The 18,590-nt window shown below is 35.2% G+C and carries 18 protein-coding genes; 9 read left to right on the top strand and 9 right to left on the bottom strand.

All coding sequences use genetic code 11. From position 1 onward, the window contains the following. Positions 1-215: 215 nt before the first annotated feature. The 4 genes from C1A05_RS03315 to C1A05_RS03300 form a co-directional block, all read right to left on the bottom strand. The gene (locus tag C1A05_RS03315; RefSeq protein WP_102026775.1) at positions 216-1,196 is read right to left on the bottom strand and encodes a class I SAM-dependent methyltransferase; all 981 of its coding nucleotides are present in this window, start codon (positions 1,194-1,196) and stop codon (positions 216-218) included. Between the two features lie 214 nt (positions 1,197-1,410). Continuing rightward, entirely contained in the window at positions 1,411-1,908 is a 498-nt protein-coding gene (tpx, locus tag C1A05_RS03310; protein ID WP_102026774.1) for a thiol peroxidase, read from the bottom strand. Between the two features lie 74 nt (positions 1,909-1,982). Beyond that, complete coding sequence (gene ytfJ / locus C1A05_RS03305) at positions 1,983-2,513, bottom strand: GerW family sporulation protein (protein ID WP_102026773.1); 531 nt, start codon at positions 2,511-2,513, stop codon at positions 1,983-1,985. Positions 2,514-2,559: 46 nt separating this feature from the next. Beyond that, entirely contained in the window at positions 2,560-3,186 is a 627-nt protein-coding gene (locus C1A05_RS03300; protein ID WP_102026772.1) for a DUF2953 domain-containing protein, read from the bottom strand. 129 nt (positions 3,187-3,315) lie between these two features. Here C1A05_RS03300 and C1A05_RS03295 point away from each other — a divergent pair, with 129 nt between their 5' ends. Continuing rightward, a complete protein-coding gene (locus C1A05_RS03295) occupies positions 3,316-4,119 on the top strand; it encodes an NAD kinase (RefSeq protein ID WP_102026771.1) in 804 nt (267 codons plus the stop codon). 161 nt (positions 4,120-4,280) lie between these two features. Here the strand turns inward: C1A05_RS03295 and C1A05_RS03290 are convergent, their stop codons facing one another. The 4 genes from C1A05_RS03290 to ezrA all read right to left on the bottom strand — a co-directional run bounded on the left by C1A05_RS03290 (position 4,281) and on the right by ezrA (position 8,939). Beyond that, a complete protein-coding gene (locus C1A05_RS03290) occupies positions 4,281-4,490 on the bottom strand; it encodes an alpha/beta-type small acid-soluble spore protein (protein ID WP_102026770.1) in 210 nt (69 codons plus the stop codon). A gap of 103 nt (positions 4,491-4,593) precedes the next feature. Continuing rightward, positions 4,594-5,799, bottom strand: a complete 1,206-nt coding sequence (thiI, locus tag C1A05_RS03285) for a tRNA uracil 4-sulfurtransferase ThiI (protein ID WP_102026769.1) — start codon at positions 5,797-5,799, stop codon at positions 4,594-4,596. Positions 5,800-5,805: 6 nt separating this feature from the next. Next, positions 5,806-6,942: a cysteine desulfurase family protein gene (locus C1A05_RS03280; protein WP_102026768.1), complete on the bottom strand. Its 1,137-nt coding sequence runs from the start codon at positions 6,940-6,942 to the stop codon at positions 5,806-5,808. A gap of 296 nt (positions 6,943-7,238) precedes the next feature. Further along, a complete protein-coding gene (ezrA, locus tag C1A05_RS03275) occupies positions 7,239-8,939 on the bottom strand; it encodes a septation ring formation regulator EzrA (protein ID WP_102026767.1) in 1,701 nt (566 codons plus the stop codon). Between the two features lie 324 nt (positions 8,940-9,263). On the opposite strand from ezrA, the gene C1A05_RS03270 reads away from it, so the two are divergent. Further along, a complete protein-coding gene (locus C1A05_RS03270; RefSeq protein ID WP_304528543.1) occupies positions 9,264-9,743 on the top strand; it encodes a GAF domain-containing protein in 480 nt (159 codons plus the stop codon). A gap of 116 nt (positions 9,744-9,859) precedes the next feature. Here C1A05_RS03270 and C1A05_RS03265 read toward each other — a convergent pair whose 3' ends face one another. Further along, complete coding sequence (locus C1A05_RS03265; RefSeq protein ID WP_159461984.1) at positions 9,860-11,710, bottom strand: sensor domain-containing diguanylate cyclase; 1,851 nt, start codon at positions 11,708-11,710, stop codon at positions 9,860-9,862. Positions 11,711-12,175: 465 nt separating this feature from the next. Between C1A05_RS03265 and rpsD the strand changes: the two genes are divergently transcribed. From rpsD to C1A05_RS03230, 7 genes are all read left to right on the top strand, one after another. Beyond that, positions 12,176-12,778 (top strand): 30S ribosomal protein S4, encoded by a 603-nt coding sequence (rpsD, locus tag C1A05_RS03260; RefSeq protein WP_102026765.1) that lies wholly within the window; start codon positions 12,176-12,178, stop codon positions 12,776-12,778. Positions 12,779-13,171: 393 nt separating this feature from the next. Then, positions 13,172-14,623 (top strand): NADP-dependent glyceraldehyde-3-phosphate dehydrogenase, encoded by a 1,452-nt coding sequence (locus C1A05_RS03255; RefSeq protein ID WP_102026764.1) that lies wholly within the window; start codon positions 13,172-13,174, stop codon positions 14,621-14,623. Between the two features lie 190 nt (positions 14,624-14,813). Further along, the gene (locus tag C1A05_RS03250; protein WP_102026763.1) at positions 14,814-16,469 is read left to right on the top strand and encodes an AAA family ATPase; all 1,656 of its coding nucleotides are present in this window, start codon (positions 14,814-14,816) and stop codon (positions 16,467-16,469) included. Positions 16,470-16,492: 23 nt separating this feature from the next. Next, positions 16,493-16,942 carry a hypothetical protein gene (locus C1A05_RS03245; protein ID WP_102026762.1) on the top strand — a complete coding sequence of 150 codons (450 nt, stop codon included), beginning with the start codon at positions 16,493-16,495 and terminating at the stop codon, positions 16,940-16,942. Positions 16,943-16,946: 4 nt separating this feature from the next. Continuing rightward, the gene (locus C1A05_RS03240; RefSeq protein ID WP_102026761.1) at positions 16,947-17,162 is read left to right on the top strand and encodes a DUF2997 domain-containing protein; all 216 of its coding nucleotides are present in this window, start codon (positions 16,947-16,949) and stop codon (positions 17,160-17,162) included. 6 nt (positions 17,163-17,168) lie between these two features. Further along, entirely contained in the window at positions 17,169-17,921 is a 753-nt protein-coding gene (locus tag C1A05_RS03235; protein WP_102026760.1) for a ComEA family DNA-binding protein, read from the top strand. Beyond that, on the top strand, positions 17,921-18,523 hold the full coding sequence (locus C1A05_RS03230; protein WP_102026759.1) for a 4Fe-4S single cluster domain-containing protein: 603 nt from the start codon (positions 17,921-17,923) through the stop codon (positions 18,521-18,523). The genes C1A05_RS03235 and C1A05_RS03230 overlap by 1 nt, the downstream gene beginning before the upstream one ends. The last annotated feature ends 67 nt before the right edge of the window (positions 18,524-18,590 follow it).

Raw genomic sequence — 18,590 nt, 5'->3', positions numbered from 1 at the left:
AATCATGAAATTCTATATTACCTTTCCCCATTCAATCACCAGTTAACAAAGAAAGCAAATATGGATACGCTTAACTACAAAAGTCTTTATTTTAGGTGAATTCTGCAAATTAGAAAGATAAACATTATTTCGGGTATTCTTCTCAACTTGTATTTAGGGAATTAGGCATCCCATTTATCCTTTATTAAGAAAAAAACAGGCATTCACATACCTGTTTATCTGTCCTTATCAAACCAAACATTAATATGATTTAACGTTTTATCCATTGCCTTAACATCTTTAAAGGAGGGGAGTTGTGCCATGAGTACTTTTTTCGGCGGCTTTGTTTGGTCCCCTTTCTTTTGTAAAACAAAGATACATTTTGCATTCTGCTCATTTTGGAACATCGAATCTGGTAATTGTAGCACACCTTGAATATGGGCGTGTTCCTGAATGTAACCATGTAGCTTGTCCGAATTGTCCTCATTAAAGATAAATGCAGGTACTAGCAGCAAAACATAACCACCTGGTTTCGTATAGCGTAGGCTCTGTTCAATAAATAAGTGATGGGCAAAAGAGTGCTCCGATTCATTACGCAATTCAAACTTGCGAGCTTGTTGGTCATCAGGATAATATCCAACTGGTACATCGGAAACAATAACATCTTGTGGTTCAACAAGGAACGAACCTAAGCTATCTTGATGGTGAAATTCGATTTCTCTTTCTTGTAGATTTGCATTTACATAAGCTAAGTGAATTAACGTAGAATCCACTTCACTACCTGTTGCTTGGACCTTTTGCTTTAGCTGGTTTAGTACAGCAGTTAGTAAGTTTCCAGTTCCACATGCAGGATCAAATATAGTAAATTGCTGTTCGTTTTTCATAAACTTAGATAATAAATATCCCATAAATATGGCAACCGTGTCTGGTGTTATGTAATGGTGTTGCTGAGTTACACCTTTCATTCCCTTTAAAATGGCAAGCTGTAACCCTTTACGAACTTCTTCTCGCTCATAATGATCCATATTTATTTCAGCTAATTTTGCCTCCAGCTCACTCTTAAACTTCGCTTCTACCTCTTCAGATACTTGTTTTACAAATAACAATTCGCCCGCTTCCACTAGACTATCTAAATAAGGCATGTCTTCATGTCTTTGAATTATTTCTACCATTTGGTCAAACCAAGTAAATAAATTTTCAACATTTTGTTGATCCATGAAAATCCTCCATTCCATACAACATAACAGTACAATTAAATGAATCCCTTCTCTATTATAATGACGAATGGAATAATTTTAAACTTATCTGTTTGAAAATACGTTCTACGTGTGTATAGCCGAACTTGAAATAATATGGATTGCTAAAAAATAGAACCTAAATAAAGCAATAAAAAAGTCTAGCCTCTTAAGTTGAGGCTAGACTTTATCTTTTTTATTTTACATCCTTCGCTGCGTTTAAAGCAGCCTCATAATCTGGGTGGTTTGTTGCTTCACTTACATATTCTACGTATGTAACTTCATTCTCACTATTTAAAACAAATACTGCTCTTGCAAGCAAGCGCATATCTTCTATTAGTACACCGAATGCTTTTCCAAAGGATGCGTCACGATGGTCAGATAAAGTTGTAACATTTTCAACTCCATTTGCTCCACACCAACGTCCTTGCGCAAACGGTAAATCCATACTAATCGTTAAAATTTGAACATTACCTAAATTACTTGCTTCTTCATTAAATTTTCTAGTTTGCGCATCACAAACCCCAGTATCTAGGGAAGGAACCACACTAATTAGTTTCGGTCCTTTAAAATCATCTAATGTTTTAGGAGATAAATCATTCGCTAGAACAGTAAAGTTAGGAGCTTTGTCCCCAACTTTAATCTCTTCTCCAACTAGCGTTTTCGGTTCACCTTTAAACGTAATACTAGCCATCACAATTCCTCCTCCATATTTATTTTCTTATTTCTATTATGAATATATATACCAATATTGTCCAATCTTTCCTATTATAATTTCATTGGAGGGGGTTTCTCTTCGTCATTTTCATCATCCTTCTTTGATTCCTTTGATGACTCCTTTTTCTTTTTGTCGTCTTTCTCTCCACTCTTCTTTTGCGACTTAAATAACTCTTGGATTTTCTCGACAGCCTGTGGTGCTAAATCTAATAGTCGTTCATACAAATGGGCCTGTTCATTTAAATGTACCATTTTCACTCCGTTTTGATTTACAATTAAAAAAGCGACAGGTGAAATGGACACTCCACCACCACTACCTCCACCAAATGGTAGCTTATCACTCCCTTTACTACTTTGTTCATCATCACTATTGTCACTACTATCTTCTTGTGATTTTTGCTTTTGCCCTTTAAATTCACTACCTCCTGCAGCAAAACCAAAACCTACTTTGGAAACGGGTAAAATCACAGTCGAACCATCAGGTGTTTCAATTGGATCGCCAATTATCGTGTTTACATCTACCATTTCCTTTAAATTCTCTAAAGCTGTAGACATTAATCCTTGAATTGGATGCTCTGCCATTATGAATCTCCTTCCTTATACGAAGTATTTACGCTTTTTTCGATTTCTAAATTGCACTTGATTGTTTTTCACTAGTATCCTCCCAATTCCGAGCAATATGCATAAATGCGTACATAGCTTGTCCAACTTTAAAAGAAAACATGCAATGTATCTTCGTTTTGAAAACAATTTGGTGAAAATGTGGAGTAACAGATAGCTCAGGGGCACCCTTGACATTTAAGACTTGATCCATCCATCCAATTACCGCCCCTTTTAATCCCCATATAACCCCGGTAGTTATTCCGGTACTACTTGCATCCTTTAGGCCAATTTCTGTATCCCATTCGAGCTTATATACAAAAACCTTATGTAAAAAGTTTTTTATTGGTGGGAATGACTTTTGTATACGTTTAAATAACACCTTCCACTTTTTTATAATTGTTTTTATTTTATTATCTTCAGCGTCTTCTTCATCCGCTACGGTCATTTCCAAATTTTCCAACTCCACCATATCTTCCAAAGTAAAACTTCTCGTAATAGTAAAGAAATGCCAAAATCGAACTTTAATTGTTATTTCATTCGTACTCTCTTCCATTACATATAAAACATCTATATGCAGTCTTGTGAATAGTATGGCAAAGACTATAAAGACAAGGATTAAGGTAATAATTCCTAATATAATCAGCCAAGTCAAAGTCTTCACCTCCTTGCTACCATTATTTTCATAAAACAAAAATTTAAACGAACTGTAACAATCAAATTTAGACGCATTGGTACAATATAAGTAGCTAATCCTAATCCATTATGTAAGGAGATGAAATAGGTGAGTCGAAAAAATTTATTTTTCTTTTATTCAACAAACAAAGAATTAGAGAGCCAATTACAGCCATTAATGCAATTAGCTAAAGAGAATGGCTTCCAACTCGTTGAAGATATACATAAAGCAAATATTATTGTCAGTGTTGGTGGTGATGGTACATTTTTACAAGCTGTTCGACAAACGGGCTTTCGACAAGATTGCCTTTATATGGGGATTAAAACCTTCGAAGAAGCTGGCCTTTATTGTGATTTTGAATTACATCATTATGATGAGATGGTACGTCTCTTAATGAATGATGAAATAGAAGTTCGAAGGTTTCCAATTATTGATGTAACAATTAATCAAAACGAAACGACTTTCCATTGTTTAAATGAAGTAAGTATTCGATCGTCCATCATTAAATCTTTTGTATTGGATCTTCGAATTGATGATGTCTATTTTGAAAAGTTCCGTGGGGATGGCCTAATTATTTCCACTCCGACTGGTAGTACTGGATATAACAAATCCGCAAATGGCGCAATAGTGGATCCTTTATTACCATGCTTTCAAGTTACTGAAATTGCTTCTTTAAATAATAATCGTTATCGCACTTTGGGTTCACCATTTATATTAAGTGGAGAAAGAAAATTAACAATAGAAGTGATACAAGATGGAAATGATTATCCAATTATTGGACTAGATAACGAAGCGTTTCCCATACAAAATATACAATCAGTAGAAATCCAACTAAGTAGCAAAAAAATAAAAACGATAAAGTTAAAAAACAACACGTTTTGGGATCGGGTGAAACGTACTTTTCTCGAATAGCAGAACATTAGTTGGAATTGCTTTAGCTTTCTTTGCTATAAATGGGATTAGCTTGTATCTCGAGGGGCTAGGCGTGGTTATTCCTATTAGACCGTTTTTTAAACATAAAGTAAAACGGGCGGTGGATACCGCCCGTTTCTTTATCCAAAGGTATTTAATTATTATTTTCCACCATTCATTTGTTGTTGTGCCATAGAAACTAGGCGCTTTGTAATTTCTCCACCTACAGATCCATTAGATCTAGAAGTAGAATCAGCCCCTAATTGTACACCAAATTCACTCGCAATTTCTGCTTTCATTTGGTTTACTGCCTGCTCGGCACCTGGGACAACAAGTTGGTTTGTGTTACGGCTTCTTTGATTATCTGCCATGACTTATCACCTCCTTGTCACTAATTATGTTGTGCAAAAAGGGAGTTATCATGCAAGAGAAGCGTTGGTAATACTTAGTTTGACTTACATTATATTGGAGTTTTTACAATAAGCCTTCAAATTTATCTTCTTGTTTCTTGTTATTTCCCTTGAAGGTTACCGTTTCAATATTGCTCATAATCTCATCAATATCAGGCTTAAAATCTACGACATCTTCAAATTGGTGAATTTTCTCACGACGTGGCTTCGTCTTCGGTTGTTTTGGTACAAAAACCGTACAGCAATCTTCGTAAGGTCGAATTGAAATATCGTACGTATCTATTTTCTTCGATATATCAATAATTTCATTTTTATCCATAGCGATTAGCGGTCGAATTATTGGATAATTGGTCACTTCGTTAATGGTATGCATGCTCTCCATTGTTTGACTTGCTACTTGACCTAAGTTTTCTCCAGTTGTTAAAGAAAGAATATTTTCTCTTTCTGCCAGTTTCTCGCTAATTCGAAACATCATTCTTCGCATAACCGTCATTCCATAGCCTTCTGGAATTTCTCTAAATATTTTTTGTTGTAGCTTAGTAAAAGGAATAATATGAACCTTTACTTCATGTCCATATTTCGTCAATGCTTGGGCTAAATCCAGCACCTTTTGTTTTGCACGATCACTTGTAAAAGGTGGGGAATGAAAATGGATTGCTTCTACTTTAACCCCTCTTTTCATAGCCATATAGCCCGCGACTGGACTATCAATCCCCCCGGATAATAGCAACAAAGTCTTACCAGTTGCCCCTACAGGTAATCCTCCTGCACCTGGAATTTTATCGGCCATAATGTAGGTGCCTTCATGACGAAGCTCTACTCGTACTTCAACATCAGGATGATGAACATCCACTTTTAATCCTTCTGTATTCGACAGCAAATGCCCACCTAATATTTGGTTCATATCTTGAGAAGAAATCGGAAAGTCTTTATTTGGCCGTTTTGCAGTTACTTTAAAGGTTCTCGCATTTAGAGCTTCTTTTAATGCAAATAAAGCTCCTTCTTTAATTTTCTCAAGGTCGTTTTCCACTCGTAGTGCTACATTTAAAGACTGGATTCCAAAGACTTCTTTACTTCTTTCAATCACTTTTTCGTAATCTTCCCCGTTTAATTTAATTAACATTCGGTCTCGACCACGGATAATATGCACATTGGGAAACTCGGCTAATTTTTGTTTTAAATTGGACTTTAATTGATTAATAAAGTGTTTTCTGTTTTTTCCCTTTAAGGAAATTTCACCGTAGCGAACTAATATATGATCGTATTCCATGTATATCTACCCCATAACATTTTGTAATTCTGCTAAAACGTCTTTAAAAGCTTGATAAAATTGTCTTATTTCTTCTTCTGTGTTTTCATAAGATAAACTAATGCGTAAACCGGAATGGGTTCTAGCTGTATTTAATCCACACGCTGCTAATACGGCACTTTCATCACTATGCTTAGAGGAGCATGCTGATTTCGTTGATATGAAGATATCCCTCTTACCAAGTGCATGAATGATAACCTCTGGCTTATAACCTGGAACGGAAAAATTTAAAATATGCGCTGCTCCATCTTCAGGTGAATTGATTACTACTTTTTCTTCTTGTAGCAAGAAGGAGCGCAATAGCTTATTTAGCTGAACTAAACGCTTGTATTCATGTTGTTGCTCTAACGTAATTCGTAAAGCCTTGACCATGGCTACTTGTCCTGCCACATTTTCAGTTCCTGGACGAATAGATGATTGCTGACCACCACCATGTAAAATAGGAAAAAGGACAGTACCACTTTTTATATATAATATCCCTGTTCCTTTTAAGCCATGAATTTTATGACTCGACATAGAACACAAATCAATACCAGGATGATTTAGGGAAAGTGGTATTTTTCCTAGCCCTTGCACGTAATCTACATGAAAGAATACTTTCGGATACTTTTGCGCTATGTTCGCTATTTCTTCAATAGGCTGAATGACTCCTATTTCATTATTGACATGCATAATGGAAATTAAAATGGTATCCGGTCGTATAGCCGATTCTAGATCGGAAGGATTTACTCTACCATATTTAGTAACGGGAAGATATGTCACTTCAAATCCAATTGTTTCTAAAGCAGCACATGCTTCCAAAACAGAAGGATGCTCAACTTGAGATGTAATAATGTGTTTTCCTCTGTTTTGATGTTGAAGTGCAATTCCTTTGATAGCTAAATTATTACTTTCTGTACCGCCAGAAGTAAAAATCAACTCATTATGTCCTACATGTAATAATTCTGCAGCCTGCATTTTTGCCTTTTGAAGCAACTGCTCGACTTCCCCACCTAAATAATGAATTGAAGAAGGATTCGCAAAAAAGGCTTGAGATACTTTATTAAAACTATCGATAACTTCTTTATAAGGCCTTGTTGTGGCACTATTATCTAAATAAATCATTGGTTCCTAAACTCCTTTTTTCTATGCAATTCATTATCTTAACATAAATCATCCATTATATATATTCCATTTCCTAAAACATTAGTGGAAGTACATATATTTTCCCCTTGTTCCTTGAACCAATTTATTTACATCCTATGTCATTTTTTCGTTTCCCAGCCCTACTATACTAGCATGAATGGAATTCTAATTGAACAAACATGCATTGGAAGCAAAGGAAAAGCCGTCCCAAAGTTGAGACAGCTTTTTAGTACTTACTTAATAAAAGGTATTTACAATATGTTTTTTACTACAACTTACACATAGGAAATTTCTTGCTTTAACATTTCTTCTAATCTTTGTACTGCACCTGGCTCAATTGCATCCAAGGCTGAAGCAGCAATTTCGATTGCAACCTCGTACTCCCAATTACGAAATGCGGCTTCTGCTTCTAGTAATTTTGCCGCTAACATTGGGTATTGACTACGATATCGATTTCCATATTGAATGACATATTCAGCTAATTGAGCTTGCTCAAATAAATAGTCCATTTGTTCCTTTGCAGTAGAAGTATTTCTTTCCGCTTTATACAATAGCTCATAAATCTCTTCCATATTAAGCGGATGCTGATGAAGCTTGCTGTTAGCCTTTTGTATATAATTTGCAACTTCCTGGACTGCATCAAAGATATATTGGGGGATACCCGGAAGATTGCTCTTTTGTAATTTCCTTCTTAAATGAACTAGTTCATTACTTAATCCTTTTATTTTTTCCTTTGCTTCCAATTCATCTTGTCTTAAAGAATTAATTTTTTCTTTAAAGGCTTCATGGGTTTCATTAAGGACATTCCACTCATTTAACCATCCTTCTAACTCAATTCGGATGTAGGTGTAATTTTTCTTGTCCTCTTCAAGCTCCTCTGATATTTTTTCAGCATGTGCTTTTAGCTGTTTTAAAAGATTATCTAACGTTAATTGTGTCTCTTGATCTTCTTCATCAAAGTGATAGCTTTCTTGAAGCACTTTGACTTCTTCCTTTGTTTTCATTAACTCTTTCTGAATCTCTTCCAAATTTCGATGCATGAAAGGTATTTGTTTTTCCGTATAGTTTTTAGCTAGTGCTTCTTGCTCTAATTTCTGATAGATTTCCGCAATACGATTTTCCATTTCGTTAATGGAATCTTCTACACCTTCGATTTCACCTTGCTCTAATAGTTCTATCAACAATATTAATTGTTCATGATATTTATGTATTTCTTTTTCAAAACCAAAATGATGAATGCGGTGTCCAAGCTCTTTCATTTCCTTAAGTCCACTTGCAAGCTCATCTAATTGCTCAGGCAATTCTGTTTTACAAGCTTTATAAAGGATAGGTAAAACTTCAATCTTATTATTGAGGGTCTCCAGTCGCTCATTCGCTTCTTGAACTAGTCCTTGTGCTTCTGTATAATTTCCTTCGTTTGTTAAGTCCTCAAAATAATTGATTTGTTCTTCAATTTCATCTAGCTCTACATCAAAAACAACTTCTGCTTTTCCAAATTGATATCGATTTTGTAAAAGGTACTTTCTAGTTTCTTTAATTTTAGGACGAATATGTTCAATCTCATGAACACTTTCTTCTTTTGCGTTAATAAGTTGATCCACTTCCTCGTACATTTTATCAATGGATGTTTCAATTTTAGTTAATGTATTTGAAATATTCTTCATGATTTTATTCGCTGTACGAAAGCGAAACTTATCTGCTGCTTCTTCCGCATCAAACAATTCCTCTTCAATATCAGGCATTTTCCGAGTGAGTATATGATCCCAATCAGCACGCCATGTTTCGAATCTTGTTTGAGTTTCACCGGATAAATTTAAGTCTTTTATTTTGGATAGTTGTTCTGTTACATCGCGATGCATAACCTTTAACTTCCACTCTTCTAATTTATCTACTTTATCATATACTTTTTTTCTTAAGATGAGACCTAATATAATGAGCGCAATAAGTATAAGAATAACTCCGATGATGTACTCCATTAAAAAGCCCCCTGTTCATACATCTACTTAGGAAAACTCGCTTTACAAGCGTAAAGCATTAGTACCCCTATTTACTTTAATTATATAATTTTTAATCCGTTTAATTTTGACATAAATTCCGAACATAACAGAATATTGTGTTGGTATAATAATACCATGTATTCGCTAGTTTTTGCTAAGATTTTTCAAATTTCTTTAAGATTATCCTTAATAAGACATTTTTTGTGACCTTTTTCCTATTCATAGAGCAGCTTTATTTATTGATTTCTTGTTCAGATGATAGGATAATGATAAGAAATTAGCTATCCACAGGGGGAATACAAATTGTTTCAAACTACTTTATATAAAGGAACACGGGAAGATAATTATCAGCTAGTTCTTAAACAATTAGAAGCATTACTAATGGATGAAGACGATACAATCGCAAATTTATCAAATGCATCTGCGTTACTGAATCAGTTTTTAGAGGACATCAACTGGGTTGGTTTTTACTTATTTAAAAATGGCGAGCTTGTATTAGGGCCATTTCAAGGTTTACCAGCTTGTGTGCGCATAAAAGTGGGCCGCGGTGTATGTGGAACTGCATTCGAAGAAAATAAAACCCTTCGCGTAGAGGATGTTAATCAATTCCCAGGTCACATTGCTTGTGATGCAGCAAGTCAGTCAGAAATAGTGGTACCTATTGTAAAGGATAATCGAAAAATTGGTGTTTTGGACATTGATAGTCCATCAAAAAATCGTTTTGATGAACTAGATCAACAATATTTAGAGCAGTTTGTTCAAATATTAACGAAATATATATAAATTCCTAACCGATTTATCGTTGGTAACAACCTCCACAAAAAGTAAGAAGTCCACACCATCAAAAATATTCGATGGTGTGGACTTCTTTGTTAAAAAACATTCCAAATCAACATTTATTAATTAAAGACTTCATCATGGCGCACAACTTGATTTTTTCCTTTTTCTTTTGCAATGTAAAGCGCTCTATCTGCTCGTAAAAATATGTCAGATGTTTGTTCTGGCAATGTATCATCCCAGTGGGAAATTCCACAGGATATTGTCACTTTCGGTTGTGTTTGTTCCGATACTTTTTCAACAAGGCGTTCTGCAACCTGCAAACATAAATGTATCGGTGTATTAGGTAAATAAATAGCTAATTCTTCTCCACCCCATCGAGCAGCAATATCGTGACTACGAATATTGTCTTTAATAATATTCGCAACCTGTAAAATAATTTGGTCTCCAACATTATGACCATATTGATCATTGATTCGTTTAAAGTTATCAATATCAATTAAAATAAAGGAGCCTTTACTACCATTCATAAGGTGAGAGTTCATCGTCTCGTCTAAAAACTTCCTGGAATAAAGCTTTGTTAAATAATCTGTTCGTACGAGCTGTTCTAACTCTTCTTTTAATAACGCATTTACAATCGTTAAGGTAGAATGTTGTACTAATGACTTCAAGAGCTTAAATGTTTCTAGGGAAAAGAAATATTCTTGCTGATGTAACACAATGACACTACCAATAATTTCTTTTTCATGTAACATCGGCACCATCATTACAGATTGATACGGAAAATCAATAGAATTAGTTTTCGAACCAAAATCCCCTATAAACAGACCTTCATCTAACTTTTCACTTCGATGATTTAAATGTTCAATAAACCATTTTCCTTTATCTGTCGAAAAGAAGCTTGTACTTTCTTCTTGAATACGAAATGTATTGTTTTCATTTTGATAATAAATAAATCCTACCTCTTGTGCATGAAAGGAAGACTGAATTAAGTTCGACATGTAGGCATGAGTGTCGGACAAGCTCATATTCGTATTTAGCTGTTGGGAAGATTGGTCCACAAGCTTTAAATCTTCAATTAACCTTGTCGATTGGGTGTAAAGCTTTACGTTCTCAAGTCCTCGACCTGCAGATTGAGCTATATTCGTAATGAATTCAATATCCTCCGAATAAATCCCCTGGTTAAAAGTAGAGATAATTACTTCTAATACGCCATACACTCCTTGTTTCCCTTGTAAAGGTACATACAAAAGTCTATTGTCATCCAGATTGCTAAATTGTATTTCTCCATTTAGATATGCCTGTGTACTAGCCTCACATTCTTTATAATAATCAATCGGCTTTATAGGTAGTTTCCCTGAGTTACTAGCCTCTTCCAGAATAAAATAATATCGAAGGTCCGGATAGCTCTCCTTCAAGCATTGAAATACCCCTTCTAAGATCGACTCCACATTCATCGTAATTCGAAACGAGGAGGATAAGTCCAATAATATTTGATTCTTTTTTGCTCGATCCGCTTCTTTATAGATGGATTTCATATTCACCAAGAATTGCTGTGTTTCGGAAACAATTTCACGAAAAATAGGTATATATTTTTTTGTTTTGAATTTCGTTATTTTTACAAGAATAAAACCAAAATAATCGGTTTTAGATTTCATTTGGAATATAAGAGCATCAACGTCGTCATCTGATTTTCGAAGTATCTGATTTGCTAATGAAAAACCCGCTTGACCATTTTCCTCTGTTAATAATGATTGAAACTCTTCCATGGACATACTATCTACTAAGTTATAGACACTTGCTTGTTTTTGTCTATTTTCGAATCTATTTGTAAATGCATTGAATAAAAAGATATCGACTTTCTCTACCTTCAAAACCGTCTGAATCGAAGTGGATACTTCATCTAAAAGCTCGGAAAATGAGAGAAATCCATGCTGTGTGAACAAGTGAAAATATTTTTCTTTTAAATTCAAAATAACTTTCTCCATGTTTATGATGTCACCAGTCACTTTGCATCACCTTGTTTTTTTATTAAAGTTAAGAAAAAATAGGACTTTTCATCTATTGTAATGAGTTAGTAAATATTACCTACTTATATTTTATCATAAAATATTAGAAAATAATGAGTTTTGCGTATTAAAATTTAAAATTTTCTCTATACTTATGAAAAGGAAATTTTTGTTTTTACATTACTAATAAAGACATGGATAACGTAAGAACTTCCTTGACTTATGTAACAAAACAACTTATAATGACGTTTGTGTAAAATAAAAGGTAGCTTAGGTGAACCGGTGTTTGATTTCATTTTGTTCCTCTTTCATGAGGTGTATCGAGTAACTCTCGGCTGCTGGAGCGATGGTACATGAAAACAAAATGAGCAAATATTAGGAACACAATTCTTTATTTTATGCAAAAACATATATAAAGGAGAATGTCTAATGTCTAGATATACAGGTCCATCTTGGAAAAAATCTCGTCGTTATGGTATCTCGTTGACTGGTACTGGTAAAGAGCTTGAAAAACGCCCTTACGCTCCAGGTCAACACGGTCCTAACCAACGTAAAAAAGTTTCAGAATATGGTTTACAACAAAACGAAAAGCAAAAGCTTCGTTTTATGTATGGCTTAAACGAGCGTCAATTCCGTCGTTTATTTGATCAAGCTGGTAAAATGAAAGGTGTACATGGTGAAAACTTCATGATCCTTCTTGAATCTCGCCTTGATAACCTAGTTTACCGTTTAGGTCTTGCTCGCACTCGTCGTCAAGCTCGTCAGCTAGTTAACCATGGTCATATTACTGTTGATGGTAGTCGCGTTGATATTCCATCATACCGTCTAAAGCCAGGTCAAGTAATTGGTGTACGTGAAAAATCTCGTAACCTAAACATTATTAAAGAAGCACTTGAAGTGAATGTATTCGTTCCTGAATACCTAACTTTCAATGAAGATGCTCTAGAAGGTACTTTTAACCGCTATCCTGAGCGTTCTGAATTACCTTCTGAAATCAACGAAGCGCTTATCGTTGAATTCTACTCTCGTTAATAAGAATAGAATCAGCTTTTCAAAACCTGACTCCTTATATAAGGAGTTGGGTTTTTTATTTTGTACATAGAACATGCCCCCTCCTAACCCTTACATTCCCTAATAAAATTCCAAAAAATGCGTCATCCAATTATTAAATTAGACTACCGAGTTTTTTTACATGACATTTCATTTTAAATCTATTATATTACTAATTCTAAACCTCCCATCTTGGGCAAAGCATAATTCTAGTCCACCAACTACAAATATGTTATTATGTATAGCATCTAGTATTAGTACCAGATAACAAATTATTTTTCAACGTTTGTACTGGGTAAAACTAGTCATCATCTTGTTCTAAAATCTGCATAGGACATGAAGAATGGAGTCAAAACATTTTAGGAGGAATTTAACATGACATCTAAGAATGGAACCGAACCAATATACAAGTTTTATATAAATGGTGAGTGGAGAGAAAGTAGTTCTGGTGAAAAAATTGTAGTAAACTCCCCATATCTAAATAAACCTATTGGTAGTGTACAAGCCATTACACAAACAGAAGCGGACGAAGCAATTCGTTTTGCGCACAAAAGTCAACAGGAATGGAAACGCGTATCTTTGCAAGAACGGGCAAAGTACTTATATAAATGGGCGGATGAGCTTATCCTCATGCAAGAGGAGATTGCAGAAATCATGATGAAGGAAGTTGGTAAAGGGTATAAGGATGCAATTAAAGAAGTAGCTCGTACTGCTGATTTAATCCGCTATACAATAGAAGAAGCGCTACATATGACCAATGATAGTCTAACTGGTGACAGTTTCCCTGGGGGTGCAAAATCTAAGCTTGCTATTGTGAATCGAGTACCCCTTGGTGTTGTTTTAGCTATTTCCCCTTTTAACTATCCGGTAAATCTCGCTGCAGCAAAAATTGCTCCAGCACTAATATCTGGTAATGCAGTGATCTTTAAACCTGCTACTCAAGGTGCAATAAGCGGAACAAAAATGATTGAAGCACTTGCCAAAACAGGTTTGCCGGCCGGGCTAATAAACCTAATTACAGGCCGAGGCTCTGTTATTGGTGATTATTTAGTAGAACATAATGGTATTAATATGATTTCCTTTACAGGTGGTACAAAGACAGGTTTACGTTTGGCCAAAAAAGCATCTATGGTTCCACTAGTTCTGGAACTAGGAGGAAAGGACCCAGCAATCATACGGTCAGATGCTAATTTAGAAGAGGCAATGAAACACATTATTAGTGGAGCATTCTCCTATTCCGGACAAAGGTGTACTGCAATTAAGAGAGTATTGGTAATGGACGATATTGCAGATGCATTCGTTTCCCGCTTAAAAACCGAAATAGAGAAGCTATCGGTTGGTTCTCCTGAGCAAGACAGTGTCATTGTACCGTTAATCGATGAGGATTCTGCAGATTTTGTACAAGGTCTAATCGATGATGCAGTCGATCAAGGAGCAACAATAATAACAGGTAATAAACGTGAACATAACTTAATTTATCCAACTTTAGTCGACCATGTTACAGAAGATATGAAACTAGCTTGGGAAGAACCATTCGGGCCAGTATTACCTATCATTCGTATTTCTTCTGATGACGAAGCAATCCATATTGCCAATGAATCTGAATTCGGTCTTCAAGCTAGTATCTTTACCAACGACATAAACAAAGCATTTTCTATTGCGAATCATTTAGAAACAGGAAGCGTACAGATTAATGGTAGAACAGAGCGTGGTCCAGACCACTTCCCATTCTTAGGTGTGAAAGGCTCTGGAATGGGTGTACAAGGTGTTCGGAAAAGTATTGAATCCATGACCCGCGAAAAGGTTACGGTAGTTAATCTTTACTAACAAATAATAAAAAATCCCTAAAGGAGCCAGTTACTTCGGCTCCTTTTTTTATATAATAGACCTTTCAACTTACTACCTTTTTCCTATTTTAGTAAATTATCAATACCCAAAGCTTCCTTCATCCCTTGCTGTGATAAAATAGGTTTGAACTTATTACCTATTTTATCAATGTTTAGTGAGGTGTTTTTTGGTGAATAAAGACTTATTTTCTACCAGATTGGCACATTATTTACGTGCTCGTTTCTCCTTTTTATCTATTACAACTTGGGAAGAAGATCGACTAATACGAGATATAAAAAACGTTTGTTATAACCCGGAATTAATAAAGACAACAAGAAAAGTGTACACATGGAGTTTAACAGAAGGCTTAATGGATGACGAAGGGAAAACAAAACACAATACGAAACAGCCTCTTACCGCTCTAGATTATATTGAAAAAATCGAAGAGCCATCCGTAATTATATTAAAAGATTTTCATATTTATCTAGGTGGAGAAAATCGAAATCCTGACTTTCAACTTATTCGACGTATTCGTGATTTAGTTACTGTTTTAGTGAAAAGTCCAGTTCCTAAAAATGTGATTTTTATCTCTCCTACCTTTTCCATACCATTAGAATTACAAAAAGATATCATTATTGTTGATTACGGTCTACCAACCTATGACGAAATAAAAAAAGTACTACATCAAATGATTGACTTAAATAAAAATAATTCAAGAATAGAAATTAATTTAAATGAGGAAGAGGAAGAAAAATTAATTAAGGCGGCCCTCGGATTAACAATTCAAGAAGCTGAAAATGCCTTTGCTTTGTCTATGGTTTTTGATGGAAAGCTTGATATCAATACAGTAGAACATGTGCTACAAGAAAAGCAACAAATCATTCAGAAAAATGGTCTATTAGAATATGTTCCACATGAACCTAGTATGGATGATATTGGCGGGCTGGAGAATTTAAAACGGTGGTTAAAGAAGAGAGAAAATTCGTGGCTAGGTTCTGCAAGCGAATACGGACTTCCTTCCCCGAAAGGTCTTCTCATTACTGGAGTACCTGGATGTGGAAAAAGTTTAATTGCAAAAGCAGTCAGCTCTCTTTGGAAGCTCCCTCTACTAAAATTAGATATGGGAAAAATATTTAGTGGACTAGTGGGGAGTAGTGAGGAAAATATGCGTAAAGCTATACAAACTGCAGAGGCTATTTCCCCTTCTATTCTTTGGATTGATGAAATTGAGAAAGGACTTGGGGGCACTAATTCAAACGGAGATAGTGGTACATCTACACGTATTTTTGGAACGCTGCTAACATGGATGCAAGAGAAAACAAAGCCTGTATTCTTAGTAGCCACAGCGAATAATATTCGTGCGCTACCTCCTGAACTACTTAGAAAAGGCCGATTTGATGAAATTTTCTTTGTAGATTTGCCAACGAGAAAGGAAAGAAAGGAAATATTTAAAATACATATAGAAAAACGACTAATATCGGAGAAAGTAAAAGGAGATTTCCAATTAGATGCAGAAACATATGAAAAATTAGCAGATGCATCTGAAGGATTTATTGGGGCAGAAATTGAACAGGCGGTAATCTCAGGCTTATTTGAAGCGTATTCCGAACAACGCGCATTACATGTCTGTGATATATTGAAGGCCATACAACAAACTGTTCCATTATCTGTAACACAAGCAGAACAAATTCGTTCTATTCGGGATTGGGCAAATGTCCGTGCTGTTGCCGCAACCTTACAAGATGACCGTGCAGACTATAGTCAAAACATAGTGCTTGAACCAAGTCAAGATCCGCTTGATGAAGATATTTATCGTTCTCGCGGTGGTAGAACATTAGATTTTTAAGTATGTGAAAGGAAGTGTATGCATTGAGTTTATCTGTATTTTTAGTCCCATTAGCTATCGGTGCCGTTAGTTCTGCCGTATCCTTTGCTTTGGAAGAAAAAGTAGAGGAAGGCGTTTTGTATCGAATTGATACGAACATAAAGGATGAAAACATTCTAGAAGAAGCATTAAAAAACTTTGGTTGTAATGTAGACTTAAACAATGAAACCTTTCATTCTACTTTAGGTCAAATCGAAATTGCGTTTCAACAACAAGAAAATGGTACCATAAGTGGCTATTTCAATGAAAGTGTATCAAAAGAAGAAGCTGAAGAATTTTTACAAGATATACAAAAAGAATATACGAGAATAGTTCAACAGCAAACCTATGAAAAATTACTCGTTCGAGCAAAGCAAGAAGGTCTGCTATTAGAGACAGAGAACAAACAAGATGATAATACAATTGTCTTAACATTCCAAGTAAAGGAGAAGTGATACGATGAGTAAACAAATTCGATTTGAAATTACTCCTTCTGGTGAGATTAGAGCAAAAACAATTGGAATGAAGGGCGAGGAATGTTTAAACTATGTGGATGTAATAGAGAAATTAGTAGATGCACAAGCAGTGGATTCGGAATTTACAGAGGAATACTTTGAAACTTCTATAACAGAAGAACAAAAAATCCAAAAGCGCACTCATCTTAAGAGGGAGTAGATTACGATGATAGATCCAATAACTCCTTTTGGAAAACGTTGGGAAATACGGCATTCTATCTGGATGATATGGTTATTCGGAATAGCTGGCTTAACTTCATTTATTAGTTTTTTATATATTGGAAGTCGAATGAAAAAGGTAAAGTGGAATATTGCAGCCCTTATCTATTTTATTTGTATGGCACAATACTTTTTTTATGGTGGGGACTATGATATTGATCATATTATATTCGAAATTTCTTTAGTTATCGCTCTTGCCGCTTGGGTGATATCCATCATACATGGATTTAATGCTAGAAGAGAGTATTTACGACTATTAGCTACTAAAATTATTAAAGACCCGTACATTACTACCCCTCCTTATCTTGTGAAAACAAGGTATTTTAATACGAAGGGACCTATGGAAGTTAATACTATAAAGAAAATTAAAAAGAAGAAGAAAAATGTATCCATCCCGGTTGCAGATAAAGAGAAGCCATTCATGCTGCCAATAAACAAAGCTAGTTTAAAAGATATTGCATCTCATCCTTATATTAGCAATGTAGTTGCTAGACAAATTGTCGATGCACGGAAAAGAGTGAAAACATTTGAGTCTTTTGCACACCTAGTTCAAGAGACCAATATGAAGCCACATGTCATTGCAAAAGCAAAGCCTTATCTCATTTTTGATGAAAAGGCTCAAACGAAGGAACATCCACCTGAAAAGCAAGAAGAGGTCAAAAAGAAGGAGTACAGTACAGGAAGGATTGTCGATTACTAATGGAAGTAAATCTACATCGTTATTTACCATTCACAACTGCGGAAGGTCCAGGGAAACGAGCATGCGTATGGGTTCAAGGATGCCCTATTCATTGTAAAGGCTGTGGTGTTCCTTGGACATGGAATCCTAAAAAAGGTACACCTACTTCCGTAGATTCTCTATGGGAACAAATCTTGAAGAGTAAAGAAGAACATGACATTGAAGGCATTACCTTTTTAGGTGGAGAGCCTTTTGAACAAGCAGAAGCATTAGCCATTCTAGGTAAACGCGCACAAGAGCATGGTTTAACCGTGATGGCATTTAGCGGATATTACAAAGAGCAGTTAGAAGCGTTACATAAACCTGGATGGAAGGACTTATTAAATGTTACGGATATTTTTATCGATGGCCCATACGAACAAGACAAACCCGAAAAAACAAGGCCATGGATAGGATCAACGAATCAGCGTATTCATTTTCTAACGGAACGATACGAATCTATTAAACAAGAATTAGAGACGATTCCAGATCGACTAGAAATTTACGTTAAAAGCGATGGAAAAATAGAAGCCAACGGAATGGTACCATCTGAAACGTGGAAACGAATTTTTAACAATATATAAACAATTTAAGGAGAACTTGTTATCTGTTCTCCTTTTTATATTCATTACGCTATACTATTATCATCAA

It is taken from the genome of Salirhabdus sp. Marseille-P4669, from assembly GCF_900240405.1.
GTDB lineage: Bacteria > Bacillota > Bacilli > Bacillales > Alkalibacillaceae > OEQK01.
The sequence above is the reverse complement of the archived record's forward strand: the minus strand, read 5'-3'. Positions and strand labels throughout refer to the sequence as shown.